Raw genomic sequence first — 24655 nt, 5'->3', positions numbered from 1 at the left:
ATGTCCTCTTTATTCAAATATTATTTTGCTAAGTTCGTCTAAAGCTTCAATAACATTTAAGTTTGCACTCATACCAAATTTGGAACTATCAAGATAAACTACCTTACCTTCCTTAATTGCTCCAATATTTTTCCAAGCTGTATCTGTCTTAATCATTTCTGCAAACTCTTTTTGTGTTTGCTCTGGAAGTGCATGAGTCATAACTAAAACCATATCTGGATTCATTTGTGATAAAGTTTCCTTATTATAAGTAACAAAAGGTCCTGTTGTATCTGAAATAATATTTTTAGCTCCAACCATTTCTACTAAGTTTCCAACATAACTTTCTCCAGTAGCTAACATACTTACTCCCCCTGGTGCTGCAAATGCTACCATTACATTCTTTTCACCCTTTTCACTTGCAACTTCCTTAAGAGATTTTTCCTTTTCATCTAATTCAGCTAATATTGTTTCACCATTTTCAATCTTATTAAACTTCTCAGCTAATGTTTTAATTGTTTCTCTAAGACCATCTACGCTATCTAAATTAACAAAAAGACTTGGTATATTATTTGATTTAAATAACTCTTCATAATCATCTCCTAAAGTATCTGTAGATATTACTACATCTGGGCTTAAAGACTTTATTATTTCCATATCAGGGCTCATAGGATTACCTACTTTAGTAGCATCCTTCGTAGATTCAGGTAAATCATATGATGATGTAGGTACACCTGCTACCTTTACTCCAAGCTTATCTAATATCTGTACAACTGCTACTGAAGTTCCTACTACTACCTCTGTTTGCTCTTCTACCACTGAAGTTTCTTTATTCTCTTTTGATGCTCCTGTATTTCCATCAGTTTTTGATCCACAAGACACTAAAGATAATCCTAATACTCCTACTACTGTTAATAATCCTAACTTCTTTAACTTCATTTTTATTCCTCCACTAAATTACCTTTTATGATTAATCTATCTTTTCCTCCATTAGTACATGTTACTATGGTAATTTCTTTTCTTCCCACAAAGCTATTTAAAACTGTTGTATCCTCTGGTTCTACAACAAAGCTTTCACTGACTTTATATATAAATTCACCATTTAGCGCAGTTACTATCATTTCATCTCCAACATTAATCTTGTACATATTGTTAAAAACATTGTTATAAATAGTACTACTATGACCAGCAATGGCAAAGTTTCCTTCCTCTCCTGGCATTGAAGTCCCATCAAAATGACCAATATTATGCTTTATCTCTTGATCACCAGTTCCTTCAACTATAATTCCTTCAATATTTAAAGATGGAACAGTAATTTTTCCTATTTCATCCCCTACTTTTATATCCTCATAAACATTTTCTTTATTTTCTACTTCTTCTAATTTATTAACTAAACTCTCTTCTGATTTTTTAACTTCATTTATGTTTATATATTTACTTCCTAGCGCTACTAAGATAAATACAATTCCTAAAACTATAAGAATATTAGAAATATACTTCTTCATAATTCTTACTCCTTTATTAAAAGGGGAAAGGGAGATAAATCCCCTCCCTTAAAAAACTATTTTTTCTTTCTCTTTAATAATCCTGCTGACCCTAACATTGCTATACCCATACCTAATAAAACATCACTACTTAAAGCTCCACCTGTTTGAGGTAGCTTTTCTACAGTAAATTCTTTTACAAATGCCTTAGTATCCTCCAATAAAGTTACATCAAAGTCTACATTTCTTCCCATTGGTGCAACATATGTGCTTACCTTTATGGTTACATCTAATGATGGAATTTTGAATCTATATTTTGTAGTCTTATTATCTATTTTAGTTGCCTTTGCAGATACCTCTTTTCCATTTATAATAAATTTATGGTTACTCATATAATCCATACCTGTAAAAGTTAGAGTTAAGTAATATTTTCCATCTATCTCTTCTAATGAAGATGATTCATTTAAATATTGTCTAGCCATAGCTTGTCCAGTTGGGTTAGAATGAGTTACCTTATTTTTAATTGTATAAAGCTTCCCCTCTATAATTACAACCTCATCATCTACCTTAGTTTCTGTAGTTGTACCTCCTGTAGTATTTCCAGTATTGCCCCCTGTAGCTCCTCCTGCTGTACTACCTGTAGAACCTCCTGTTGATCCACCAGTTGATGGACCTGTTACAGCATCATTCCCATTATTCTCTGATGAATCGCTTTTAACTAATGTATCTTGTAAAAGTATCGTTTCAAAATCTGTATATCTATTCATCATTGTTACAAATACACTTACATCTATCTTGCTATCTAATGAGTTGATTTCAAAAGATACCTTGGCATTTTCTCTGTCAATAACTGGATTAACCTCACTTCCATCTACCTTAATATTAATATCACCTATAAAACCAAAGGAACTTTCGTTAAAGTTTAAAGTTAAATTATACTTTCCATCCTTTACTGTTATATCACTTACATCTTTTAAAGTTTTTCTTGCTGATGCATTCCCTGTCTCTGCATTTCCTGTTCCTGTATACTTAACATCATTTTTTATTGTATAATTTCCGTTTTCAACCTTTTCAGCTGTTTCATATTCTTTTATTAACTTTAAGCTATCTAAGTTATTGCTTAAGTTAAAACTTACCTGTCTTCCCATTACAACAATAAACATCTCCATTAAAACCTTTGAATCTAATGAAGGTATTTCATAAGTTATTGACATACTTTTACTATCAACTTTTCCATTTAAGTCATTTCCATTTATACTAACCTTAAAGTTATTCATCATAGGGAAAAGATCTTCGCTAAAATATGTTGTTACTGATATAACGCCGTCTTTTACTATAACTTTGCTCTTCTCTTTTACAGCATTTCTAGCCATTGATTGACCTGTAGTATTGGATTCCTCTACATAATTTGTAACATTATTCACCTCATACTCACCATTTTTTAAGCTTTGAGATGCAAGTTCTACAAAACTCCCTTCTTGCGATACCACTGAAGCTTGTACAATGTTTCCTCCAACACTTATTGTTGCTGCTACTATTAAAGCAGCAGCTAAAAACTTTTTAACTTTATTTCTTACCATTATTTCTCCTCCTATATCTCTGTGTATTGACAAAACTTATTTTTTAATCAATAATAAATGAGAATCAATTTCAACTACGTTTATATTAACATAGATATAACTAAGAACTTTTCACTATATTTTCTATTTTTTTTAATATATTAAGTTTTATAGGTCAGGAGAAATTTTATATGTTTTTATTTGAAGATATAGCTAAAGACTTTTATTACTGTACTTCTATTCCAATACTTGTACTTAATAAAAACTTTGAGTTTATATTTAACTACAAACACACAAAAGAAACTTTAAGTATTTTTACAAAGGAAGAAATTATTCATAAATTAAAAGAGCTTAAAGAAAATAAACCAATTAATATAAAAGTGGAAAAAAACCTAATCTTTTCTGTAGTTACTCTATTTACTAGATGTCAAATACCACTTATTTTTATCTTTGGTCCTGTTACAACTAATAAGGATTTAAATAGAGATGGCATTATTTATATAAAGAATGAATGTTGCATAAATTATCTTAGGGATTTATTAATATTAATAGCTAAGGATAAATTTATGAGTATGCACTGTGAATACGCCTATTCACCATTTGTTCTAAACGCAATAAAGCATATTCATAATAACTACGATGAAGAAATAGACATGGAAAACTTATGCTCTAAGTTTAATATAAATAAAAGTTATTTTTGTAATGTCTTTAAAAAAGAAACTGGACTTACCTTTACCAACTTTTTAAATACATTTAGAGTTGAAAAATCTAAAGAGATGCTTAAACACACGCAATATTCACTTTTAGATATTGCTCTTGCTACTGGATTTAAAAATCAAAGTTACTATAGTACAACATTCAAAAAAATTACAGGAATATCTCCAATTGATTATAGAAAAAAAGAGGCATAAATGCCTCTTTTCTCTATTAAATAATAAAAAGTTCATTGCTCTTTCTAGTACTACATACCTTCTCTAGTTTTTGTATCAATAAAGATAACCTTTCTTTATCTAACATTCGTGCATTCTTAGGGCAAATAGATATACAACGCATACATGAAATACACTTTGATTCATCTAAAAATAGTGGATTATCTTTACATATTGCATTAGTAGGACAGTTTTTAATGCATAGTCCACATTTATTACATTCTTTACTAACCATCGGAATAAATGGAATAACCTTAAATTCTTTATATGGATTATTACCTGGAACCTGTACAACTTTTTCTTCACAATTTTCATTAAGGACTACTTTAATCTTTTTTACAAATCCCTTTAAATCTTTTTCATCTTGAACATCTGGTCTACCTTTGCCAAAATCATGCATAATTGAGTGTTCTGCATTAGCCGCAATAGCTGCAATACAATGAAAATTACATTGCTCTAATGTATCTTCAAGCTCTAATAAAGTATCTTCATATGCACGATTCCCATAAACAGCTACCAATATAGTATTTGCACTCCCACCAGACATTTGTTTAATTCTAGATAAAGCTACCTGAGGAGCACGTCCACCAAAAGAAGGAACTCCAACAATACAAATATCATCTCTTTCAAAACTATACTTAGAAAAAGTATTTTCTGCTAAAGATAAATCAATCTCTCTCTTATCACAATTCCATTCTTCACTAATAATATCTAAAACCTTTTTTGTTCCTCCTGTAGGACTAAAATAAATAAGATTAAGTTTCATATTTTATCCTCTCCCCTAATTTATTAATTACTTATTAAAAATTCAATAACTAACTTCAAATCCCATAATTTTCATTATATAACTCTTATTTCTCCACTTCAATATCAATTAGTTTTAATATAATTTTTATACTTTCTCCCCTAATATAAATACTTATTCTAATTTAAATAAAAAAAGTAGATGCTGAAAATTCAGCATCTACTAGGTAATAATTATAATATCTCTCCGTTTGATTTAATAACGTCTTTATACCAATAGAAAGATTTCTTTTTTCTTCTTTCAAGAGTGCCATTACCCTCATTATCTTTATCTACATAGATAAATCCGTAACGTTTTTTCATTTCGCCTGTACCAGCACTAATTAAGTCTATACATCCCCATGGAGTATACCCAATCATTTTTACCCCATCAATTGTAATAGCCTTCTTCATTTCAGATATATGTTGTCTTAAGTAATCAATTCTATAGTCATCATTAATAGAACCATCTTCCTCTATTGTATCAACAGCTCCAAATCCATTTTCTACACAAAATAATGGTATTTCATATCTGTTATAAAGATTGTTTAATGATATTCTAAATCCAACTGGATCTACTTGCCATCCCCAATCTGAAGCTTTAAGATAAGGATTTTTTATTCCCTTCATCATATTACCGCCAGTAAGCTTTTTGCCATTATTTTCTCCACTTACAACGAATGTCATATAGTAGCTAAATCCGATGAAGTCTACTTTTCCTTCTTTTAGTATTTCTTCATCTCCATCTTCCATTTTTATTTCAATATTATTTTTCTTGAAGTATTGCTTCATATATTGTGGATAATATCCTTTTGCTTGAACATCACTAAAGAAATAATGCTTATTCATAAAATTATTTGCAGCTAAAACATCATCTGGATTACAAGTTTCAGCATATGCTAGTGGATAAAGAATCATACATCCAATTTTGAAATCAGGATTTATTTCATGCCCTAGTTTAACAGCTTTTGCACTAGCAATAAATTGATGATGTGCTGCTTGGTAAACTACTTGTTCTTTATCTTCATTCTCTTTTATCTTAATTCCAGCTGACATAAATGGATGAAGTGTTACTACATTTATCTCATTAAAAGTCATCCAATGCTTAACTTTATTTTTATATCTATTAAATATTACATTGCAATAATTCACATAAAAATCAACTAATCTTCTATCTCTCCATGAACCATACTTTTCAACTAATCCAAAAGGCATTTCATAGTGAGAAATTGTTATTACAGGTTCTATTCCATTTTTTAGACATTCATCAAATAGATCATCATAATATTTTAGACCTTCTTCATTAGGCTCTAATTCATCACCTTGGGGGAATATTCTAGTCCAAGCTATTGATGTTCTAAAACACTTAAAACCCATTTCTGAAAATAATGCTATGTCTTCTTTGTATCTATTATAAAAATCTATGGCTTCATGTGATGGATAATATTTTCCTTCCACTATTCCATCTGTGAATTCTCTTGGTACTCCTAACGCACCAGCAGTAGTAACATCTGCAGTACTTATTCCTTTACCATGAACATTCCATGCACCTTCACATTGATTAGCTGCTACAGCTCCACCCCATAAAAAATTTTCTGGAAATTTATCAGAATTATTATACATTGTTAAATCCTCCCAATTCTATCTTACGTTTTAAAGTTACCTTTATAAAACATCCTATAAAATAGTTATAATCTCATCTCCAGCTTTAACAGAAGCTACATTGCTAGATATAATATCTAAATAATCTGTAGTATTTGTTATTATTATAGGAGTAATTGTGTCATAACCTGCTTTCTTTATTGCTTCAATATCAAATTCAAGTAATTTATCTCCAACTTTAACTGTATCTCCGCTCTTAACAAAACTATTAAAATGTTGTCCTCCTAAATTTACTGTATCTAATCCAACATGAATTAAGATTTCTACTCCATCTTCTGTCTGTAAGCCAATTGCATGTTTAGTATTAAACACCATTGCAACTGTACCATCTATAGGTGACACTACTTTACCTTCTTCTGGTATTATAGCGATACCTTTTCCCATGATTTCTTCAGCAAAAGTTAAATCATTTACTGAAGATAGTGGAACTGCTTCCCCATTTATAGGACTCTTTATAGAAACTTTATTTTTTAAAGGTGTAACTTCTGTATTTTCTTCCTTTTCATCTGTCTCTTCAACTTTATCTATTTCTTGAACTTCATCTTCAAAACCTAAAATCCAAGTTAATGTAAAAGTAGCAACAAAGCCTATAACAGAAGCAATTAATATATTAATAATATTAGAAATTTCAGGACCTATGTATGCTGGAACCCCTACTAAAGCAGCACCACCTGGAGTAAATACCTTTACTCCTGTTATACCTGCATAAAGACCTCCAATTGCCCCACCAGCTAACACTGCATAAAAAGGCTTTTTAAGTTTTAAATTGACACCATACATAGCAGGTTCAGTAATCCCAATTACAGCGGTTGCACCAGTTGATGCTGCTAATTGTTTAAGATCTGAATTTTTACTCTTTACGCTAACACATAATGCTGCTGCCCCTTGGCAAACATTTGCCACCAACATACCTGGAAAAATTGTTTGATATCCTGCAGTAGCTAATTGAGTAAATATAGCTGGATAAAGGCTATAATGCATACCTGTCATTACTAGTAATGGTGATAAGCCACCCATAATTAATGGCAGAGCCCAGTTTGCTTTACTATCAATAGTCATTATTACATTAGCTAATACGCCACCAATAATATCTCCTAAAGGTCCAATAGCAATTAATCCGATCGGTGCAGTAATAACAATAACTAAAAGTGGCACAAATACTACCCTTAAGGCCTTAGGTACTATCTTAGTTACAACCCTTTCAACATAAGACATTAACCAAACTATAAGTATTATCGGAATAACTGATGATCCATATTTAACAAGTCTAACTGGTAATCCTAAAAATACAACCGCATCTCCAGCACTTACTAATGCTGAAAAATTTGGATGTAATAATACTCCCCCCATAACCATTGCTAAGTATGGTGAAGCCTTAAATTTAACGGCCGCTGTATATGCTAATAACATTGGTAAAAAGAAGAATGCCGCATCTCCTATAAAGTTTAAAATATAATACGATTGTGTTTCTGTTGAAATCCATCCAAAGGCTACAAATAAGCTTAAGAATGCCTTTATCATAGCACAACCAGCAATAGCAGGTATGACTGGTGTAAATATTCCTGCTATAGTATCCATTGCAGATGTTACAATACCCTTTTTAGGACCTTTAACATCTTCATTTGTTGATTTAAACTTTCCTAACTTCATAAGCTCTTTGTAAACTTCTGATACATTATTTCCAATAATAACTTGGAACTGACCACCTTGATTTACATTTCCCATTACTCCCTTAATTTTCTTAATCTTGTCAACATTAGCTTTAGATTCATCTTTTAGATTAAATCTTAACCTTGTTACACAGTGGGTAACATGAGCAACATTAGCTTCTCCTCCAACGTTCTCCAATACTTCTTTTGCTATTCTTTCAAATTCCATTTTTCATTCCTCCAACATATTGTATAATTGAAGGTTTTGCCTGCATTACCAGTAACAATCCTGTTAGTATTTCTATTAGCTCCTGCCAATAGTCTATCAACTCCTTTTGTAGAATTTTATATTTTAATAATAATCCCTATTTTTTGTTTACTAACTTTTGAGTATGGATTATTAAATATAACATCTCTTCTTTAGTTAAGTTGTATTGGTGCTTTTCCAAAATAAACTTTTTAACCTTTAGTACGCATTTATATGCATCACTATACTTTTCCTTAACTATATCAAATAGTTCATTGTCTTTTTCATCATTTATAGTTTTATTATTAAATAGTCTTTGTGCAAAGAACTTTAGATGTGTTATAAATCTATAATAACTTAATGATTCTTCATCAAATTCTATATTAAAGTTATACTTAACTATATTAAGTATCTCTTGAATAGTCTTTGTTATATCCATTAATATTGGTATTTCCTCATTTAAATTAGCATTAACTATATGTAAAGCTATAAAAGCAGCCTCATCTTCTGGAAGTCTAATATCAAATTGATGGCTTATCATTTCTAATGCCTTAAGTCCTATTTTATATTCTTCTTTATATAACCTTTTAGTTTCCCATATCAGTCCATTTGTTACTATAATTCCACTCTTTTGTCTTTGTATAGCATTATAAATATGGTCTGTTAGTGATATATAAATACTTTCATTTAAAGTTTTATTTAGTTCTTTTCTTGCATAAGAAATTATTTTTTCTGATAAAACTGCATATTCTAAAGGAATTTTACTTATTAATTCTATAAATTTTCTATTCATATTAGGATTGGATAATACAAATACTTTTTCTATCTTATCCCTTATAACTATGTCGCCACACCTTTTATTAAAGGCAATTCCTTTTCCCATAATTATAACTTCTTCATTATTTTCATTTATAGATGTAATAACGTTATTATTAAGTATCTTATCGATTCTCATTTGTTAGTTAGACCTACCTTTCTAATAAAATAAGGCAAGCGAAACCTACAGCTTATTCAAAATCAATAAACTATAGGTTTTGCCTGCCTTACCAGTAACAATCCTTCAATATTCATATCAGTATAATTATATTATCACATGATTTTTAAATTGACAACTATATTTACAAAAAAAATGTATATGTTTACTTAATTTATAACTACCTTTTTATCCCTATATTCTATTACTCATCATCAAATAGTCCTCTTCACCATTTCCACCAATTAAAGGACTTATTCCAGAATTAATAAAAGTTGATCTAACAACTGATTTAGTTCCAAATCTACTTCTTAAAGAATCTAAAGTTTTATCTAGTGCTCTTTGCCTATCAATCCTTTCACCATCAAAAAGTGAAGTTTGAAAAAATTCATTAGAACATAAATCAGTAACCCTTACCCCTATCTGCCTAATAGGCTCCTTACTCCAAGCTTCATCAAAAGCCTTAACTATTTCTTTATAAATATCTATTGTACAATCTGTATAATTCTCCATCTTCCTTTGATGACTATATTTTTCAAAGGCATTACTTTTAATAGAAACTACAACCACTCTACATAAACTATCACACTTTCTAAGCCTTAAACTCATCATTTCTACAAGAGAAAGAATAATCCTTAGAGCCTCCTCTCTCTTTGTAACATCCCATGGAATGGTAGTTGAATTACCTAAACCTTTCATATTTATATAGCTTGTGCTTCTTATCTCTGAAGAATCTATTCCATTTGCATAATTATGAAGAACTATCCCAAAGCTTTTAAATATACTCTTTAAAATTTCAACATTATAAGTTGCAAGCTCACCTATAGTTTCTACATTTAACTTTTCAAGCTTTTTCTTTGTCGCCCTACCAACCATAAAAAGCTCCTCTACTGGTAAAGGCCACATCTTCTTTTCTATTTCCTTTTCAAAAAGTGTATGAATAGAATTCTTTGGGTTAAAATCACTTGCCATCTTTGCAAGTAGCTTATTAGTACTTATACCTATATTTACATTAAACCCAAGTTCATTCCTTATTCTACTTTGAATTTCTAATGCTTTTTCCATATAATTTTCTTTATAATGAGATACATCCATGAATACCTCATCTACAGAAAACCTTTGTATCTTAGGGGAATATTCACATAAAAGCTTATACATTGCATTAGAGCTTTGCATATATAGACCATAATCTGGAGGATATATTAAGAGCTTAGGACACTTTCTTAAAGCTTCATAAGTAGATTCTCCTGTCTTAATTTTGAATTTCTTAGCAGGTATTGATTTTGCTAATACTATTCCATGCCTCTCTTCTGTTTTTCCTCCTATTATTGAAGGTACTTCTCTAATATCTATTGTACTTTTCCCAAGTTGAAGAAGATTTACTGCAGTCCATGAAAGATAAGCTGAATTAACATCAATATGAAATATTATTCTATTACTCATATTAATTCACCTAAAACTTAAATAAAATCCACTTTTTAGTTAGTAGTTCATATTTAATTTCAAAAATTCTCTCTACTCCATTAACTGAAGCTATACATACAAACTTCTCCATTACATTTCCTGCAAGCTTTTCTATTTCCCTATTTACTACCCTATTTATCTTAATTACTTTTTCTTCCTCATCTTCACTTATTCTAAACCTTAAAGGCTTTACTCCCCCATCTTTTTCAAAGCACGCTATAACATCAATTGATTTTGATACTACTTTCATAACTTCCACTCCAATACAAACATCTGTTCGTACCTATTATATCAGAACATCTGTTCTTCTGTAAAGATATTCTTAAATAGAAAAAACTCCGATTTCTCAGAGCTTTTTATCCAACTACAGACTCCATATATTCAATTATTATCTTTGCGCTTTCATCATCTAACTTATAACACTTTTGTTCATTTGAATGTAATGTTATATAAACACTTTCATCTTTAACCCATAGCTTATATCTATATTGTGTTAAAATTTCTTCATTACTTTTTTTCTTATACATCATATCAATAGCATACCCTTTACTATTCCCTAATAGAACATTATCATTTTTCCTACTTCTATCCTTTAAAGCATTTAATATTTTTGCTATATTACCTTTGTCTTTATCCTTAAAATATTCTTCTATACTAAACATTGGAAAATGTTCTACCCCTTCAAACTTCATAACATCCATCTCTTCAATAGAATTTATACTTGGATCTAAATTTATTGCCTTATAAAGTGCATATCCCCCTATAGATAAAATAATCACTAATAGTATTATAAATACCTTCTTCCTCATAATCTATTCCCCCTTAAAAATTAATTCTACAGTCTTATTATACATTATTTTTCTGCAAAAAAATGGATATTCATTTTGCTTCTTCCGTAATAATAGCAAAACAAATATCCACTTCTCTCATTCTAAAGTAAGGAAATTATAAAATTATGTTACTTTCTATTTAAATTACTCTTTCTTTCTTCATATTCCTCAAAGCTTATTTCACCACTAGCATATCTTTCATTTAAAACATTAATAGCTTTATTATTACTGTTTCCTCCATTAAATAATTTAAATAGTAGATATATAATTAATCCAACTACAGCAACTCTAAAACCTAAATATAAAAGCCCAAATATTAATGAGCCACCTCCCATTGTTCCTACATTAGAAATACCGCATCCAAACATAAATTTTTCCACCTTTCTTAAATCTAATATGATTATAAAAAAGTCTTATGAAGAAATTATGAATTAATAGGCAACTCTATTATAAATTTACTCCCCTTGCCCAATTCACTCTTAACATAAACCATTCCATTATGAGCTTCAACTATTGCTAAAGTTATTGAAAGGCCTATACCTGCACCTCCTGTAACCCTTGCTCTTGACTCATCTGTTCTATAAAATCTTTCAAAAACATAAGGAATATCCTCTTTTGCTATGCCTATGCCAGTATCTTCTACTTCAATAAATAAGTGATCTTCTTTTACAAATGTTTTTATATTAATTGAGCCACCATTTTCAGTATATCTTAAAGCATTCGATATGAGATTTATAATTGCTCCACTAATTTTATCCTTATCAACTTCTATTTCGCATTTACTTAAGTGGAGCTGTCCATCTATATTTTTATTATGAAGTTCTTTTTCAAAATTTATAAATATATTCTCTATAAGCTCAGATATCTCCACTTTTTCCTTATGTAATGCCCCATTTTCTTCCTCAATCTTTGATAAACTATTTAATGAATTTGCTAACCTATCAATCCTTTGAATCTCTTCATAAATACCATTAAGTCTTTCCTCTGTTGGCTCCCATATTCCATCCTTAATAGCTTCAAGTTGTCCTAAAATTATGGTAATAGGCGTCCTTAATTCATGAGCTATATCCTTAGTTAATCTCTTTCTCATAGCATCTTGAGAGTCCAGTCTTTTTGCCATAATATTTATTGACTCTATCATATCTTGAATTTCTACTATACTACTGCTATTATCTACCCTTTCCTTATATTTTCCTTTTCCTAATAGCTTAACTGTATCTATAACCTTATAAATAGGTTTATTAATGGATTTAGAAAGTATTAAACTTATAATTAAGGATAAAATAGTTGCCATAATAGTTATGATAATTAAAACTTTGTTTAAAGTATCATAATAAATTGTATCAACCTCTCTATAGTAAAATTCATAATGACTTATATTTACACTTCCAATTTTCTCTCCATTCTTAATAATCTTAAAACTTCTACTCAGCATTCCATTGTTTAATTTATTACTAAAGGCATTTTTCATCATAGATTCACATTGTTCTTTATGCTCCTCATTAGTGCTCCAAATTAAATTATTTTTATTATCATAAATACTTATAATAAGTCCACCATCCAATGCTTTTAATGCCACATCTTCTATAACCCCCTTATTCCAACTACCGTTAGAATAAGCATAACTTAAGCTTGTTGCTACCTCATTCATTCTTTCAACATTGCAGTTTTCTATATAGGAGTTGAAGCTTCTATCTATAATATATTTAAATGTAAAGCTAATGGGAAATATGATTGCAAAGGAAATAATCATAAAAGATAGAAACATTCTTCTATTTAGTGTTTTCATTTTCCCCTCCAAATCTATATCCAACGCCATAAACTGTAACTATAAACTTTGGCTCTCTGCTATTCTCTTCTATCTTGGCCCTTAGGTTCTTTATGTGAGTATCTATCACTCTATCAAAAGCTCCTGATTCATCATTAAGTTTGCTTATTAATGCATTCCTAGTAAAAGTTATTTTAGGATTTGTAGCTAAAGTTTGTAATATTTTATATTCTGATTGAGTTAATGTAACAAGATTATCATTTTTAAAGACCTCTCCTGTCTTTAAATTAATCTTTAATTCTCCATCATTAAAGATTAGCTCACTCATATTATCTATTCCTAAAGTTCTTTTTAATACTGAATTAACTCTTGCAACTAACTCCTTAGGCCTAAAAGGCTTTACCACATAATCATCACATCCTAAAGAAAATCCATTTAAAATATCCTCTTCAGCTGATTTTGCTGTAAGCATTATTACAGGAGTATTAGAGGCCTTCTTTATTCTTTTGCATACTTCCTCTCCAGAAATATCAGGTAGCATTAAATCTAAAATAACAATATCAGGAGAAAATATTTCAAACTTTTCTAAAGCTTCTTCACCATCTACTGCTCTTATTGTATTAAATCCATCCTTTTTTAAATAAGCTTCTATTACATCTAAAATTTTTTCTTCATCCTCAACAATTAGTACATCTAAATACATGTCTTCCTCCTAAATGTTCTTCTTAATATTATTTGTAATCTTATCAATAACTTATGTATTTTTTATGGAGAATCTTCATATTTGCTCCATAAGCTTTCTATAGAATACCACAAAAAGTCTATAAGAATGTAGCTAAATAAACTACTATTCCTATAGACTTTATTCTATACTATTAAGTATTTCTTTAATGATATTAGGCTTCCTACAACCCCTATAGTTATTCCCATGAAGAAAAGTAATGGTAATAAAATAATCATTATGTTTCCTAAAGGTGTAATATAAAAACCTGGTATAAAACTAACTAGTATTTCAGACATATTAGTATTAACCAATGAATGAACTATGGATACCATTAAAGCACTAATTCCTGCTCCCAAAGCTCCTATTACTGCCCCCTCTATTATGAAAGGTAATCTAATATAGTTATCAGTTGCTCCAATATACTTCATAATTCCAATTTCTCTTTTTCTAACAAAAACTGAAACCTTTATTACATTAGATATTAATATAGTTGATGAAATAACTAATATTAGAATTAGTGCTATACCAAAAATCCTTACATATTTACTCATTGTTTTAAGAAAATCTGTGATTAAATTTCCATCAGAAACCTTATAAACATTTTCTAACTCTAATACTTTATTCATTACCTCTTCATTAATATTTATATTTTCTGTTTCTATTTCTAAGGTATCAGGAATTGGATTCTTTCCCTTATCTATTGCTTCCTCAACTATTCTCATCATATCATCGTCTTCTTCACTTACAATATCTCTCTTATAAGCTTCTAACCCTTCATCTGAAGGAACATATATAACACTTTCTACACCACTTAACTCTTCAATATCTTCTTTTATATTTAATACTTCTGATTCTTCAACATCCTCCTCTAAGAAAGCTACAACTCTTACTTCCTCTTGAAGTTTTATAATATTGTCATTAGTAATATCCATTATTGAATAAAATATTCCAAGTAAGGTAAATGATATTACTGAAGTTAAGATAGCTGCAAAAGCCAATAACTTATTACTTTTTATACTTCTCAAACCATCTTTAGATAGTGCTTTTATTGTCCAAGACTTCATCATTTCCCCTCCCACTATAAGTAGTTCATTGGATCTACAAAAGTTCCATTTTTCTTAACTTCAAAATGTAGGTGATTTCCTGTAGAATATCCTGTTGTTCCAACAGTTGAAATCTTCTGTCCCTTTGAAACCTTATCTCCAACCTTAACTAGTCTTTCTGTATTATGGGCATAGAAAGAAACAATTCCGCCACCATGATCAATTGCAACCATATTACCATAAGAGTTATCATATCTAGATATTATTACTGTTCCAGAATTTGCAGCCACTACAGGAGTTCCAGCTGGTGCAGGAATATCAATTCCAGTATGTAGCTTCTTTTCTCCTGAAATAGGATGTATTCTATATCCAAACTTTGACGAAAGAGTAGTATATCCTATTACTGGCCAAGCCATCTTACTTCCATTGTAACTTCCTCCACCTGAAGAAGAAACTATCTCATTATTTATTTCTTGTCCTCTAGACTCTAACTCTGATATTTCTTTCTCTGTAAGTTTAATCTGAGAAGATAACTCTCCCTGAAGTTTAATTAATTTTTTAACCTTAGCTTTATTTTCTTTATTTAATTTATCTAGTCTACCCTTTTCCTCTTCTACTATTATCTTATTTTTATTAATCTCATCCATTTGTTTAGTTAAAGTTTCTTTTTTGCTTTCTAACTCAACTTGAAGCTCTTTTATCTCTCTTATAGTTTCATCATTATTCTTTATTAAATTTGAAACTACCTCTAACCTTCTAAGGAAATTTCCAAAGTCCTTAGCCTCTAAAAGTATAGATAAATATCCCCCAACCTTTTGTTCATATTGAATTTTAATAATACTTCTTATTATCTCATAATTTTCCTCAAGAACTTTTTCTACCTCTAATATCTCTTCTTCTATATTCTTATTTTCTTTATTAAGGGTATTAATTTCCTCATTAAGCTTGTCCAATCTAGTCTTAACTAAATCTAGCTCATCTTGAAGCTTTGCACTTTCCTTTTCTATAACTTTTCTTTCATCCTTAGTATCTTCTAGCTTATTTTCTATATCCTCTTTCTTATCCTTCTTTTCCTGAAGTGTATCAGCATGTACTCTAATAGGACTTTCAATATAATTTATTGTAATGTTACAAATTAATAATATAGTCAAATATTTAATCATCTTCTTTTTCATCACTTAATCCTCCGCCTTGAATTAGCTTTAGATTATACACTAGACTTTTGAAGCAATTATGAAGATTAAAAAAGGTGGGGTAGATATTTATTTTGCTTGTTCCGTAGCAAGATCCAAGTCACAGAATGTAATCCCCCCTTTGATTTATAGCTAATTGAAATTTTATAATTTACTAGACAGTAAAAAAAGACTATAGTACTCCAATATAGTCTCTTTTACAATAATACCTATATAAGCTCTTTTGCTACTTTTCCAGTAACATGCTCAATCTTAATTTTAACTAAGTTTGTAGCTTTTAAGGCCTTTTCAATTTCCAATGCTCCTTCTTTTTCAAAGCCCTTAGAATACTTTTCTACTAAAGTCATAAGTATATCTTTGCATTCCTTTTCATCCTCAACTATTTTAGCTTTACCAAATACTATTACGCTTCTATAATGTGTAGTAAACTTCTCAGGAATAATTTCATCCTTATCTATTACACAAAAGCTAACCTTGTTATTTCTTGCTATAGAATCAAGCTTGTGTCCAATCTTTGCACAGTGAAAATATAGCTCATCTCCCTTAATAGAATAACTTAAAGGAACAGTATATGGGTAACTATCATCACCTTCTACAGCTAAAACTCCTGATGTGCATTTATTAAGTACACTTATGCATTCCTCATGTGATAGCTCTTGCTTTTTTCTTCTCATTTCTCTAAACATGTCTACACCTCATAATCTTTTAATTTACTGAGCCTTTCATCTATTCTTTTTAATTCCTTATTTGTGTTATCCATTTTTTAAAGGTACTACTGACCTTATTGGTAAATATTTATTCATTTATAAATCTCATCTCAATCTAACAAAAAGCATCACTTTTTAAACTTCCCCCTGTCTACTTAAAAGGTTACAGTTCACCTCTGTGATGCTTATACCTGGATATAAATAACTATAATTTAATCCTTATATATAACATATTAGAAACTTATCAATCCTTTGTATTGTTTTTTTTGACATCCTCTCTTTGTTTAGTTATAGTAGATGAGTATACCAACTCATCCTCATCTTGGAACCCTACAAACATTAATCTTTTTACATCTTCATGATTAAACATTACTAGTTCCTCTCCATTTAAGCCAAGTGGAGCCCTTACACCACAATAATCAAATACATTACTATCAATATCTTTTCTTACTAATCTACCTACTATTAATATTTTTTCACTTTTTTCTGTATCAATGATAACTACTGAACCTAATGGTAATAACTTCACCATTATCTTCCTCTCCTTTACACTAGTATTTTAAATTCTTTATATAATCATATTTACTGTATTTAAACATACCATAAACATAAAATCTTGTTAAAATCATAATTAATCCATATGCCAATATTAATAATAATGTATATGGCTTAGTTATATTTGCTATTAATACTAAAGTGTATATTAATCCTCCTGATATCGCTCCTGGATATATATATTTCTTTTTTTCTACTTTAAATTCTTTCATAAACTTCTTTGGTGCATCAAGTAATGTTAATATAGTTATTAATCCAATGCATACTAATACAAATCCCATATTTTTTAAATAATCTATTTGTGTAAAATCTTTAAATAAAAAATATTGATAAAAATATGAACTTAAAAAACATATACAAATAGTCTCTAGCAAAATAAAGTTAAGCATTAGCTCCATAGTTTTTTCATCTGAAAAATCACTACTCTTTGCCTTAAAATATAATATTAAAATAGTTATGCTACTTATAATTAAAGGAACTATATATATTAATTTTACTACTAATGAAACTTCATCTCCAATTACTAATGCACCTATTCCCAGAAATATTCCTATAATAACAAAAATAAAAGTTCCTGTTTTTTCTCTTAGAAATGGAGCATTTACATGAAATTTAATTTGTTTTTTATACTCATCTACTATTTTTCTAACTTCACTTCTTTTATTTTCTTTAATTAGTTTATCAATTTCTTGTTCTACCACCATAATGAATCCCACCAATCTCCTAAATCATTTAATTTATCTTCTACCCATTCGCCAACGGGCTCTACTACATTATCATATGCTGCTGTCAAAATTGGATCTACCACCGTGCTATATACTATATTAACAGTAGCACCTATAACAAACCCTCCAACTGTTCCAACTACTCCACCAACTACTGTTCCTACAGGGCCACCAACTGCAGTGCCAACTGCCCACAAATATATTGTCCTGCCGCTTGTCCCGCTGCTCCTGCTACTAAAATTCCACCTACATCTATTCCAACTGCTGCTACTATATCATCAATTTCTTCTCCATTTTTTGTAAATTGCTCATACTGCTCCAAAGACATAGTTACAACAGTATATACATTAGTAACTGTTCCTACAACCTTTCCTAATGTACCTGTTACTTTAGCAACCTTAGTTGATTTAGTTATTTTTGAATCTCTAATACTTTTTAATCTCTCTAAATCTACCTTCATCTTATCTACTTTTACTTTTCCCAACTGACTTGTATTTATCCTTTGGTTTAATTTATTTATTTGACCGTCTAAAGATTTTATATCTAATTTGTAATTATTAATATTTTTTCCAACATATTTGCTACTAAGCAAAGCTGAAACCGATCCAGTTGCAATTATATTATTCAAACTTCCTACTGCATCAAGATATCCACTTGCTTTATCTAATGATAGTAAATCAACTAATACTACTTCCTCTGGACTCTTAATCGCCTTATTTTTTATATCAATGACAGCCTTTTCTAATTCACATTCATCCATCTTAGATAATTCTTCTAACAATCTTCTTGTTTCAACATCAAATAGCAAAGATATCTTCATAGCTTCGGAATCTGATAAGCCATATTTTTTTAACGATTCATATAACTCTTCTTGACTATCATCTTCTTGATTATATTGTAATAATGTTATATAAGTCTCATAATTTTTATTATCTTCTACAAAATTAATTTGACTATCAATCATATATTCAAGACTTGAATCTAAATCTTCTATCTTTGAATAAAAATCACAAAATCCTTCTTTGAATCTTTTATACCTAGATATTTCTTCTTTAATATATTTATCTAATATTGCTTTTTCTGAGTAAAACTCTGAACTACTCCATAATGATGCTATACTTAAAGAACTTATATCTCTTTCTAAATCAATTAATAAATCTTGAATATATTCGAAATAATTTAGAAAACTTTGTGCCTCTCTTTTTGTGTCATCAGAATTACTATAATCAATTTGAAAAATATTATCTGACATATTACACCTCTAAAAATGTTGTAAGAGAATTTCTTTCACTAATTAAGCTTTCTCCTACTGCCTTAACTTCTTCTAAATATTGTTTAAGTTGAAGTAGTTTTGTAATTCCTTCTAAATAATCTAATTTCCAAGTTTCAAATTCAGTTTTAAATGAATCATAACTTTTCCCACTCCACATATCACTAGTTTCTATTATCTTGACTTCATTTATTAATTCTAAAAATAACTCTGTTAAATTTTCTATTTCTTTATTAAATGAATCTTTTAACATTTCTATTGTATCCAAATTAATATAAAGATTATCATTACTCCTAAGCATCTTTTTAACTCCTTTAATCTAATTGAGAATATAGATAATTTTTTCTTCTTTCTAATCTATCTATCTCATTATTTATGGCTACTGATGCTTCACTAACTTCTGAATGCATATTGTCATAAACATCTAATATATTCTTGTGATATAATTCTAATTTTTCTAATAGTGCTTCTTGTTGTCCTAATGCCTCTATACAGTTCTCACAAATTTTTTCTACTTGTTTTGTTTTTATATATTCTAATCCATTTGAAATAGAACTACATGTTCTCTTAGCTCTATCAACTGTAAAGATATATTCACTATATATACCTAATTTTCGATTTATATAATTAATTTCATTACAAATCTCTTGATTACTCATACACTTTCCCCCATTATTTTTCTAGGCATTGAATTATCTCTAATTCTTTTTTTTCCATATCTTTGCTTGTAACATTCATTATTTTTGCTATTTTTCTTACACCGTCTACAGCAACATCCTTAACTTCTTTAAATACCTCATCTTTTTTATCTTTAAAACCAGCCCTATATTTTCCTTTCATATCTTGATCTGCTACATCACAAACTTTTTCTAATCTATCTAAAGCTTCTTTCGTTTTTTCGCTTATATCTATTAATTTTGTATAAGAAACTTGAATATCTTCGTAATTGAATTTTATTGTGTCTCCACCTGCCATAAAAACACTCCATTCTAAATTATATTATCAATTATAATTTTATCACTTACTTTTTTATACATCAATTGAATTTTATAGAAAAAGAGTTGCTACTTCCTTCATTAGAAACATTAACTCTTTTATCAGATTTAAAAGTGAGAATCAAAATTTTATATTTTGCTCTTCTAACTTTCACTTTAGTATAATATATATCTATCATCTATTTTATAAATATTTCTATGCACGAAAAAAAGATTAATGCTCCATTTACTGAAACATTAACCTTTTAACTTCTTTCACTGCATTATTAAAATTATGCAATAAATTATTTTTATCTCTATTATAAAAATATTACTATTATTTCTTTATCTATTATTATGAATTTAATTATTATAATTTTTTGCAGTTATTATTCAATAATATTTGATAGATAATTTTTAATATCTTTTTGGTTTATTGTTATTTTTTGCCCTTTTAAATTACTAAATTTTAATATAGGCTTCTTAATTTCAATTAATGCATCTATTTCATCTAAAGATACATCTTTATCAAAAATAAATTGTTCTTTTTTTGTAAATCCATATTTTTTAGCAATATCAGAGTCACTTGTATAAATGGTTATATAATTTATATCTAAAGTTTGTGAATTTACTTTTAAGCATTTATATTCACTCCCTTTATATAAAACTCTATGCTCTATTGCATATATTATATCTACATCATTAATATCAATTTCTTTTATAAATATACCCTTATGAATATTACCTGCTAAATCAACTAATTCATTAAATCCTGGTTCTACAACCCTGGTTTTAAGTCTAACTTTTGACTGTCTAATATTAGCTAGATATATTTTATTTTTGTAAACAGCATATATCACTTTAATTTCCTCCTATCATAACCCATTTTATATCAGTATCCATATCATAAATAAATTGTTGTACAACTTTACCAGTATCACTATCTATAATCTTAATTATATCTCCATCAATGAATTTTCTGGTACCTTGGAAATATTCTGGTAAAATAATATCTGTACTCCCAGTAAATGCTTTTCCCGTATAAGGATAATCACCTGGTTTCGGTGCCCAATCAGGAATTGATATTTCACTAACATCATTTGCTTTATATTCTATTGTGCCATAGAACTTATCTGGTAAACCTACTGATTGTGAAACTCCATCTACACCAGTTGTAGTTTTAAATGCAGTATTATTGTAATCCAATCTTGCTCCATTATATTTATCAAGTAATGTATTTAAATTAGCTCCATGTTCACTTACCGCTGTAAAACCTCTTACTCCGTCATATTCATTATATAAATATTTATATATATCACTTTGTGGTATTACTTTACACATTAAAGTGTCTGCTGATGGTAATCCTATCTCTTTTCTTATAGAATCAACTAGAACTTTTTCTGAATCTGTTAACATTCTATCTGGATGTAATAACTTAGCAAAATCATCTACTGAATATCCTTTTCTATTAATAATGTTTTTAATACCTTCAGCAGTATTTATCTCAGCTTTACTTACCCCCTTGGGGCAGAGTCTGTCTTATTATCTTTTAGTTGTAGAGTCTACTGTTTTCAATCTCTCCCACTATTTTATCACTATAAAAGCAATGAACTAGCCTACTTATTTTTCAGCTAGTTCATTTAGTGCTTCTCTTACTACAGTATTAATATTATGCAGTATTAAATACGCTTACTCTTATTGATTTAACTAGATTATACATCTATTATTTTTTATGCAGTTAATCATCTATTTATTATGCAGTAAAAAGTATTATTTCAACTGTTAAAGCTGAATTGGTTTATATTCTAATGCTTTATCAACTATTTGTTCTGGAGTAAGTTCTTCATCATTCCAATATATTAAATCACTTATTTCTGGATGAGGTACATTTCTTTTTACAACCTCTATCATTTCATCAATTTCTTCTTCTGACCCTTCACACTCTACTATTCTATTTACTAGATTTATCAATTCTTCTCGTGTTAATTTTTTTAACATACATTTTCACTCCTTATTTATTAAAGTGGAATCCCTTATCTAATATTTCTTGATGCATTCGTGGCGATGATATTATTATATTATCTAAATCATATACTCCTCCACCATTATAAATTGGATTTTTATAATGAAGTACATAGCTAGAAATATTTTTATATTGTTGTGATGCTGGTGCTTTAGGTGCTAAACCTTGACTCATTCGCTTAATATTAGCTTTACTAAATTCACTTGCATAACTTGAAGTTGAATATTCTTGCCAGAAGGCATTCCTAAAATCATCAAAACTATTAAATTCTCTTCCGCGTAAGTTGTCTGCAACTTCTTTAGGCACTAATCCTATATTACCATTTGAGCCTCTCATAGATTTAATTGGATTAGATAAATTCTCTCCTCCAGTAGCAACTCCAGATATCTTTCTAGGGTTACTAACCCCCTCAGTACCTTTAAACAAAGTACTAGAATGGTTATTTATATTTTTACTTACATCAGCTATAGATAACTTTCCGCCATAAGGATTATTATATACTCCCTTTGCTACATCATCCCAATATTGATTATACCTTAAGGCATCATCTGCATCCATATATCCGAAAGCTGATGATTTAACTTTACCGCCTTTTAATTTTGATGCTAACTTACTTCCTACAACAAACTGTGCTACTTCACCTGCTCCATACCCAAAACAATATGCTATCCCTTCTTCTTCATATGCATCTGTAGATAATCAAGTAAACTTTGGTTCTGTGGAAGATTGTTTTTTATCAACTCATAAGAAGTCAGTCAAATCAAACTTTTGCAAAATAAACTCAAGAAAATGTCAGACAAATCCTTTTGTATTCCTAGTGGCAAATTTCGCTATAAGCTGTCCTTTCCCCTTTAGGTAAATGACAAAAAGCTATTATTAACCTCTGTATGTCACTCACTTCATGAACAGACAGAAATTAAAATAGCTTTTTGAGTTAGGGGTTTTGAAGTCCTAAAGTATAACCATAATTAAAAATAAATAATATTGATACTACTTATATTACTTCTGGCATCAAAATCTGATGAAATCTCACCCCAATTATATTTCATATGGGAATTAAGTCCTAATTCACTTAGTATTGTATCATGCAATTCCTTTCTTTTTTTCTCATCCTGTTCAGAAAATTCTTTATCACAACATATCAAAGACACCATATATATCTTTCTGTCCCTAAAGAACAAACTAACAATATAGTTTCTTCCATTAATGATTTGGTGTTCATTCAAATAAATAATTCTTACGCCGTCTTGATTGTCATAAAACTTTGTATTCTTAAACTGTTCAAATGAGAATCCCGGGAAAATCGTTAACTCATCTGATATATTAATATATCCATTACTATTATCAATCATATTTCATTTCTCCTTACTTGGTCAATTTGATGCTATCTACAGGAGTTAATATTCCCTTATCAATCAACTCCTGTACATTTGGAATATAGTACTGTGGCAATCCACCCTTTCCAAATTGAGGATTCGCATTTGTTATTCCATATGCACTGGCAATATCCTCATTAAAAACATACCCTTGCATTTCTCCTCTATAGCCATGTATTGGATTCTTTTCTACCTGTAAGCCCTCAAATACATTTGTTGCATCTCTTCCAGCATCTTCAATTGCATCTAAAGTAGTAAAGTACTCTGTTCCATTCGGCTCTCCTCTATATAATATAGTTCCCTTTGGTACAGTTGTGTCTATATAATCATCAATACCAATATACTTTCCTGTACCTTGCCAGCTTCGAGCCAGCTGTGATGGTGTTGCGTTTTCCCATACTACATTATCTGAACCATATGTCTCTCTAAAATATCTACACCATTCTTCTCCTGAGTATGTAGATGAACTTCCACCCTTTATAGCATTATTTATCGCATTTTCATTATGATAATCAAGAATTCTATTATTATATCTATCTAATCCTGGTTCATATTTCCAATTCTTTTGTGCTATTTTATCAAAGCCACATTGCATTCTTGATATTTCATCTAAAGATAACTTTCTGCCATAAGGATTATTATACAATCCCTTTGCTACATCATCCCAATATTGATTATACCTTAAGGCATCATCTGCATCCATATATCCGAAAGCTGATGATTTAACTTTACCGCCTT

At 29.3% G+C, this 24655-nt stretch carries 30 protein-coding genes; 1 reads left to right on the top strand and 29 read right to left on the bottom strand.

Translation table 11 applies throughout. From position 1 onward, the window contains the following. Positions 1 to 9: 9 nt before the first annotated feature. The 3 genes from isdE to I4V16_RS04920 are packed head-to-tail and all read right to left on the bottom strand — an operon-like array spanning position 10 to position 3043. The gene (gene isdE / locus I4V16_RS04930) at positions 10 to 918 is read right to left on the bottom strand and encodes a heme ABC transporter substrate-binding protein IsdE (RefSeq protein WP_099329510.1); all 909 of its coding nucleotides are present in this window, start codon (positions 916 to 918) and stop codon (positions 10 to 12) included. A 2-nt stretch (positions 919 to 920) separates the two neighbouring features. Continuing rightward, a complete protein-coding gene (locus I4V16_RS04925; protein WP_099329511.1) occupies positions 921 to 1484 on the bottom strand; it encodes a class D sortase in 564 nt (187 codons plus the stop codon). A 56-nt stretch (positions 1485 to 1540) separates the two neighbouring features. Next, positions 1541 to 3043, bottom strand: coding sequence for an NEAT domain-containing protein (locus tag I4V16_RS04920; protein ID WP_195573384.1), 1503 nt, complete (start codon positions 3041 to 3043; stop codon positions 1541 to 1543). A 170-nt stretch (positions 3044 to 3213) separates the two neighbouring features. Here I4V16_RS04920 and I4V16_RS04915 point away from each other — a divergent pair, with 170 nt between their 5' ends. Further along, a complete protein-coding gene (locus I4V16_RS04915) occupies positions 3214 to 3933 on the top strand; it encodes a helix-turn-helix transcriptional regulator (RefSeq protein ID WP_099329513.1) in 720 nt (239 codons plus the stop codon). 16 nt (positions 3934 to 3949) lie between these two features. Here I4V16_RS04915 and I4V16_RS04910 read toward each other — a convergent pair whose 3' ends face one another. The 26 genes from I4V16_RS04910 to I4V16_RS17400 all read right to left on the bottom strand — a co-directional run. Then, positions 3950 to 4717 (bottom strand): 4Fe-4S binding protein, encoded by a 768-nt coding sequence (locus I4V16_RS04910; protein WP_195966546.1) that lies wholly within the window; start codon positions 4715 to 4717, stop codon positions 3950 to 3952. Between the two features lie 212 nt (positions 4718 to 4929). Continuing rightward, a complete protein-coding gene (locus I4V16_RS04905; RefSeq protein WP_099329515.1) occupies positions 4930 to 6357 on the bottom strand; it encodes a 6-phospho-beta-glucosidase in 1428 nt (475 codons plus the stop codon). A gap of 54 nt (positions 6358 to 6411) precedes the next feature. After that, on the bottom strand, positions 6412 to 8274 hold the full coding sequence (locus tag I4V16_RS04900; RefSeq protein ID WP_195573382.1) for a beta-glucoside-specific PTS transporter subunit IIABC: 1863 nt from the start codon (positions 8272 to 8274) through the stop codon (positions 6412 to 6414). A gap of 136 nt (positions 8275 to 8410) precedes the next feature. Then, positions 8411 to 9247, bottom strand: coding sequence for a PRD domain-containing protein (locus I4V16_RS04895; protein ID WP_195966545.1), 837 nt, complete (start codon positions 9245 to 9247; stop codon positions 8411 to 8413). Positions 9248 to 9460: 213 nt separating this feature from the next. After that, positions 9461 to 10708 (bottom strand): DNA polymerase IV, encoded by a 1248-nt coding sequence (locus I4V16_RS04890; RefSeq protein ID WP_195573380.1) that lies wholly within the window; start codon positions 10706 to 10708, stop codon positions 9461 to 9463. A 10-nt stretch (positions 10709 to 10718) separates the two neighbouring features. Beyond that, positions 10719 to 10979, bottom strand: a complete 261-nt coding sequence (locus tag I4V16_RS04885; protein WP_111937529.1) for a hypothetical protein — start codon at positions 10977 to 10979, stop codon at positions 10719 to 10721. Positions 10980 to 11085: 106 nt separating this feature from the next. After that, positions 11086 to 11538, bottom strand: coding sequence for a hypothetical protein (locus I4V16_RS04880; protein ID WP_111937528.1), 453 nt, complete (start codon positions 11536 to 11538; stop codon positions 11086 to 11088). 149 nt (positions 11539 to 11687) lie between these two features. Then, positions 11688 to 11927, bottom strand: coding sequence for an SHOCT domain-containing protein (locus I4V16_RS04875; RefSeq protein WP_065254833.1), 240 nt, complete (start codon positions 11925 to 11927; stop codon positions 11688 to 11690). Between the two features lie 56 nt (positions 11928 to 11983). Further along, positions 11984 to 13348, bottom strand: a complete 1365-nt coding sequence (locus I4V16_RS04870; protein WP_195542409.1) for an ATP-binding protein — start codon at positions 13346 to 13348, stop codon at positions 11984 to 11986. After that, on the bottom strand, positions 13332 to 14030 hold the full coding sequence (locus I4V16_RS04865; protein WP_195542410.1) for a response regulator transcription factor: 699 nt from the start codon (positions 14028 to 14030) through the stop codon (positions 13332 to 13334). The genes I4V16_RS04870 and I4V16_RS04865 overlap by 17 nt, the downstream gene beginning before the upstream one ends. A 164-nt stretch (positions 14031 to 14194) precedes the next feature. After that, entirely contained in the window at positions 14195 to 15115 is a 921-nt protein-coding gene (locus I4V16_RS04860; RefSeq protein WP_195542411.1) for a permease-like cell division protein FtsX, read from the bottom strand. Between the two features lie 14 nt (positions 15116 to 15129). Then, on the bottom strand, positions 15130 to 16269 hold the full coding sequence (locus I4V16_RS04855) for a M23 family metallopeptidase (RefSeq protein ID WP_111937526.1): 1140 nt from the start codon (positions 16267 to 16269) through the stop codon (positions 15130 to 15132). A 227-nt stretch (positions 16270 to 16496) separates the two neighbouring features. Next, positions 16497 to 16973, bottom strand: a complete 477-nt coding sequence (locus I4V16_RS04850; RefSeq protein ID WP_099329525.1) for a pyridoxamine 5'-phosphate oxidase family protein — start codon at positions 16971 to 16973, stop codon at positions 16497 to 16499. Positions 16974 to 17238: 265 nt separating this feature from the next. Beyond that, positions 17239 to 17526 (bottom strand): DUF4176 domain-containing protein, encoded by a 288-nt coding sequence (locus tag I4V16_RS04845; protein WP_099329526.1) that lies wholly within the window; start codon positions 17524 to 17526, stop codon positions 17239 to 17241. Positions 17527 to 17545: 19 nt separating this feature from the next. After that, entirely contained in the window at positions 17546 to 18253 is a 708-nt protein-coding gene (locus I4V16_RS04840) for a hypothetical protein (protein WP_099329527.1), read from the bottom strand. Next, positions 18244 to 18471: a hypothetical protein gene (locus tag I4V16_RS04835; RefSeq protein WP_195617313.1), complete on the bottom strand. Its 228-nt coding sequence runs from the start codon at positions 18469 to 18471 to the stop codon at positions 18244 to 18246. The genes I4V16_RS04840 and I4V16_RS04835 overlap by 10 nt, the downstream gene beginning before the upstream one ends. After that, positions 18435 to 19526: a hypothetical protein gene (locus tag I4V16_RS04830; RefSeq protein WP_195617312.1), complete on the bottom strand. Its 1092-nt coding sequence runs from the start codon at positions 19524 to 19526 to the stop codon at positions 18435 to 18437. Before I4V16_RS04830 ends, I4V16_RS04835 begins: the two co-directional genes overlap by 37 nt. A 1-nt stretch (position 19527) precedes the next feature. Beyond that, the gene (locus tag I4V16_RS04825; protein ID WP_099329528.1) at positions 19528 to 19845 is read right to left on the bottom strand and encodes a hypothetical protein; all 318 of its coding nucleotides are present in this window, start codon (positions 19843 to 19845) and stop codon (positions 19528 to 19530) included. Between the two features lie 13 nt (positions 19846 to 19858). After that, positions 19859 to 20203, bottom strand: coding sequence for a hypothetical protein (locus tag I4V16_RS04820; protein WP_099329529.1), 345 nt, complete (start codon positions 20201 to 20203; stop codon positions 19859 to 19861). Positions 20204 to 20216: 13 nt separating this feature from the next. Beyond that, a complete protein-coding gene (locus I4V16_RS04815) occupies positions 20217 to 20519 on the bottom strand; it encodes a hypothetical protein (RefSeq protein WP_099329530.1) in 303 nt (100 codons plus the stop codon). 388 nt (positions 20520 to 20907) lie between these two features. Continuing rightward, the gene (locus I4V16_RS04810; protein ID WP_099329531.1) at positions 20908 to 21378 is read right to left on the bottom strand and encodes a hypothetical protein; all 471 of its coding nucleotides are present in this window, start codon (positions 21376 to 21378) and stop codon (positions 20908 to 20910) included. Between the two features lies 1 nt (position 21379). Further along, on the bottom strand, positions 21380 to 21934 hold the full coding sequence (locus I4V16_RS04805; protein WP_242974247.1) for a hypothetical protein: 555 nt from the start codon (positions 21932 to 21934) through the stop codon (positions 21380 to 21382). A 366-nt stretch (positions 21935 to 22300) separates the two neighbouring features. After that, complete coding sequence (locus I4V16_RS04800; RefSeq protein WP_099329532.1) at positions 22301 to 22516, bottom strand: bacteriocin immunity protein; 216 nt, start codon at positions 22514 to 22516, stop codon at positions 22301 to 22303. 13 nt (positions 22517 to 22529) lie between these two features. Continuing rightward, complete coding sequence (locus I4V16_RS17320; protein ID WP_205686215.1) at positions 22530 to 23099, bottom strand: hypothetical protein; 570 nt, start codon at positions 23097 to 23099, stop codon at positions 22530 to 22532. A gap of 410 nt (positions 23100 to 23509) precedes the next feature. Beyond that, a complete protein-coding gene (locus I4V16_RS04790; RefSeq protein WP_099329533.1) occupies positions 23510 to 23893 on the bottom strand; it encodes a hypothetical protein in 384 nt (127 codons plus the stop codon). 13 nt (positions 23894 to 23906) lie between these two features. Further along, on the bottom strand, positions 23907 to 24655 hold a 749-nt coding region (locus I4V16_RS17400; RefSeq protein ID WP_243282786.1), incomplete at its 5' end, for a hypothetical protein.

Origin of the sequence: Clostridium sp. 1001283B150210_160208_E6, from assembly GCF_015669365.1 — a bacterium.
GTDB classification, from domain to species: Bacteria; Bacillota; Clostridia; order Clostridiales; family Clostridiaceae; genus Clostridium; species Clostridium paraputrificum.
This window is presented reverse-complemented; position numbering and strand designations above follow the sequence as displayed.

What these genes read in the sequence shown, in the direction of transcription:
- isdE (WP_099329510.1), bottom strand. Translation starts at nt 918, where the DNA reads ATGAAGTTAAAGAAGTTAGGATTATTAACAGTAGTAGGAGTATTAGGA.
- I4V16_RS04925 (WP_099329511.1), bottom strand. Translation starts at nt 1,484, where the DNA reads ATGAAGAAGTATATTTCTAATATTCTTATAGTTTTAGGAATTGTATTT.
- I4V16_RS04920 (WP_195573384.1), bottom strand. Translation starts at nt 3,043, where the DNA reads ATGGTAAGAAATAAAGTTAAAAAGTTTTTAGCTGCTGCTTTAATAGTA.
- I4V16_RS04915 (WP_099329513.1), top strand. Translation starts at nt 3,214, where the DNA reads ATGTTTTTATTTGAAGATATAGCTAAAGACTTTTATTACTGTACTTCT.
- I4V16_RS04910 (WP_195966546.1), bottom strand. Translation starts at nt 4,717, where the DNA reads ATGAAACTTAATCTTATTTATTTTAGTCCTACAGGAGGAACAAAAAAG.
- I4V16_RS04905 (WP_099329515.1), bottom strand. Translation starts at nt 6,357, where the DNA reads ATGTATAATAATTCTGATAAATTTCCAGAAAATTTTTTATGGGGTGGA.
- I4V16_RS04900 (WP_195573382.1), bottom strand. Translation starts at nt 8,274, where the DNA reads ATGGAATTTGAAAGAATAGCAAAAGAAGTATTGGAGAACGTTGGAGGA.
- I4V16_RS04895 (WP_195966545.1), bottom strand. Translation starts at nt 9,247, where the DNA reads ATGAGAATCGATAAGATACTTAATAATAACGTTATTACATCTATAAAT.
- I4V16_RS04890 (WP_195573380.1), bottom strand. Translation starts at nt 10,708, where the DNA reads ATGAGTAATAGAATAATATTTCATATTGATGTTAATTCAGCTTATCTT.
- I4V16_RS04885 (WP_111937529.1), bottom strand. Translation starts at nt 10,979, where the DNA reads ATGAAAGTAGTATCAAAATCAATTGATGTTATAGCGTGCTTTGAAAAA.
- I4V16_RS04880 (WP_111937528.1), bottom strand. Translation starts at nt 11,538, where the DNA reads ATGAGGAAGAAGGTATTTATAATACTATTAGTGATTATTTTATCTATA.
- I4V16_RS04875 (WP_065254833.1), bottom strand. Translation starts at nt 11,927, where the DNA reads ATGTTTGGATGCGGTATTTCTAATGTAGGAACAATGGGAGGTGGCTCA.
- I4V16_RS04870 (WP_195542409.1), bottom strand. Translation starts at nt 13,348, where the DNA reads ATGAAAACACTAAATAGAAGAATGTTTCTATCTTTTATGATTATTTCC.
- I4V16_RS04865 (WP_195542410.1), bottom strand. Translation starts at nt 14,030, where the DNA reads ATGTATTTAGATGTACTAATTGTTGAGGATGAAGAAAAAATTTTAGAT.
- I4V16_RS04860 (WP_195542411.1), bottom strand. Translation starts at nt 15,115, where the DNA reads ATGAAGTCTTGGACAATAAAAGCACTATCTAAAGATGGTTTGAGAAGT.
- I4V16_RS04855 (WP_111937526.1), bottom strand. Translation starts at nt 16,269, where the DNA reads ATGAAAAAGAAGATGATTAAATATTTGACTATATTATTAATTTGTAAC.
- I4V16_RS04850 (WP_099329525.1), bottom strand. Translation starts at nt 16,973, where the DNA reads ATGTTTAGAGAAATGAGAAGAAAAAAGCAAGAGCTATCACATGAGGAA.
- I4V16_RS04845 (WP_099329526.1), bottom strand. Translation starts at nt 17,526, where the DNA reads ATGGTGAAGTTATTACCATTAGGTTCAGTAGTTATCATTGATACAGAA.
- I4V16_RS04840 (WP_099329527.1), bottom strand. Translation starts at nt 18,253, where the DNA reads ATGGTGGTAGAACAAGAAATTGATAAACTAATTAAAGAAAATAAAAGA.
- I4V16_RS04830 (WP_195617312.1), bottom strand. Translation starts at nt 19,526, where the DNA reads ATGTCAGATAATATTTTTCAAATTGATTATAGTAATTCTGATGACACA.
- I4V16_RS04825 (WP_099329528.1), bottom strand. Translation starts at nt 19,845, where the DNA reads ATGCTTAGGAGTAATGATAATCTTTATATTAATTTGGATACAATAGAA.
- I4V16_RS04820 (WP_099329529.1), bottom strand. Translation starts at nt 20,203, where the DNA reads ATGAGTAATCAAGAGATTTGTAATGAAATTAATTATATAAATCGAAAA.
- I4V16_RS04815 (WP_099329530.1), bottom strand. Translation starts at nt 20,519, where the DNA reads ATGGCAGGTGGAGACACAATAAAATTCAATTACGAAGATATTCAAGTT.
- I4V16_RS04805 (WP_242974247.1), bottom strand. Translation starts at nt 21,934, where the DNA reads ATGTTAACAGATTCAGAAAAAGTTCTAGTTGATTCTATAAGAAAAGAG.
- I4V16_RS04800 (WP_099329532.1), bottom strand. Translation starts at nt 22,516, where the DNA reads ATGTTAAAAAAATTAACACGAGAAGAATTGATAAATCTAGTAAATAGA.
- I4V16_RS17320 (WP_205686215.1), bottom strand. Translation starts at nt 23,099, where the DNA reads ATGGATGCAGATGATGCCTTAAGGTATAATCAATATTGGGATGATGTA.
- I4V16_RS04790 (WP_099329533.1), bottom strand. Translation starts at nt 23,893, where the DNA reads ATGATTGATAATAGTAATGGATATATTAATATATCAGATGAGTTAACG.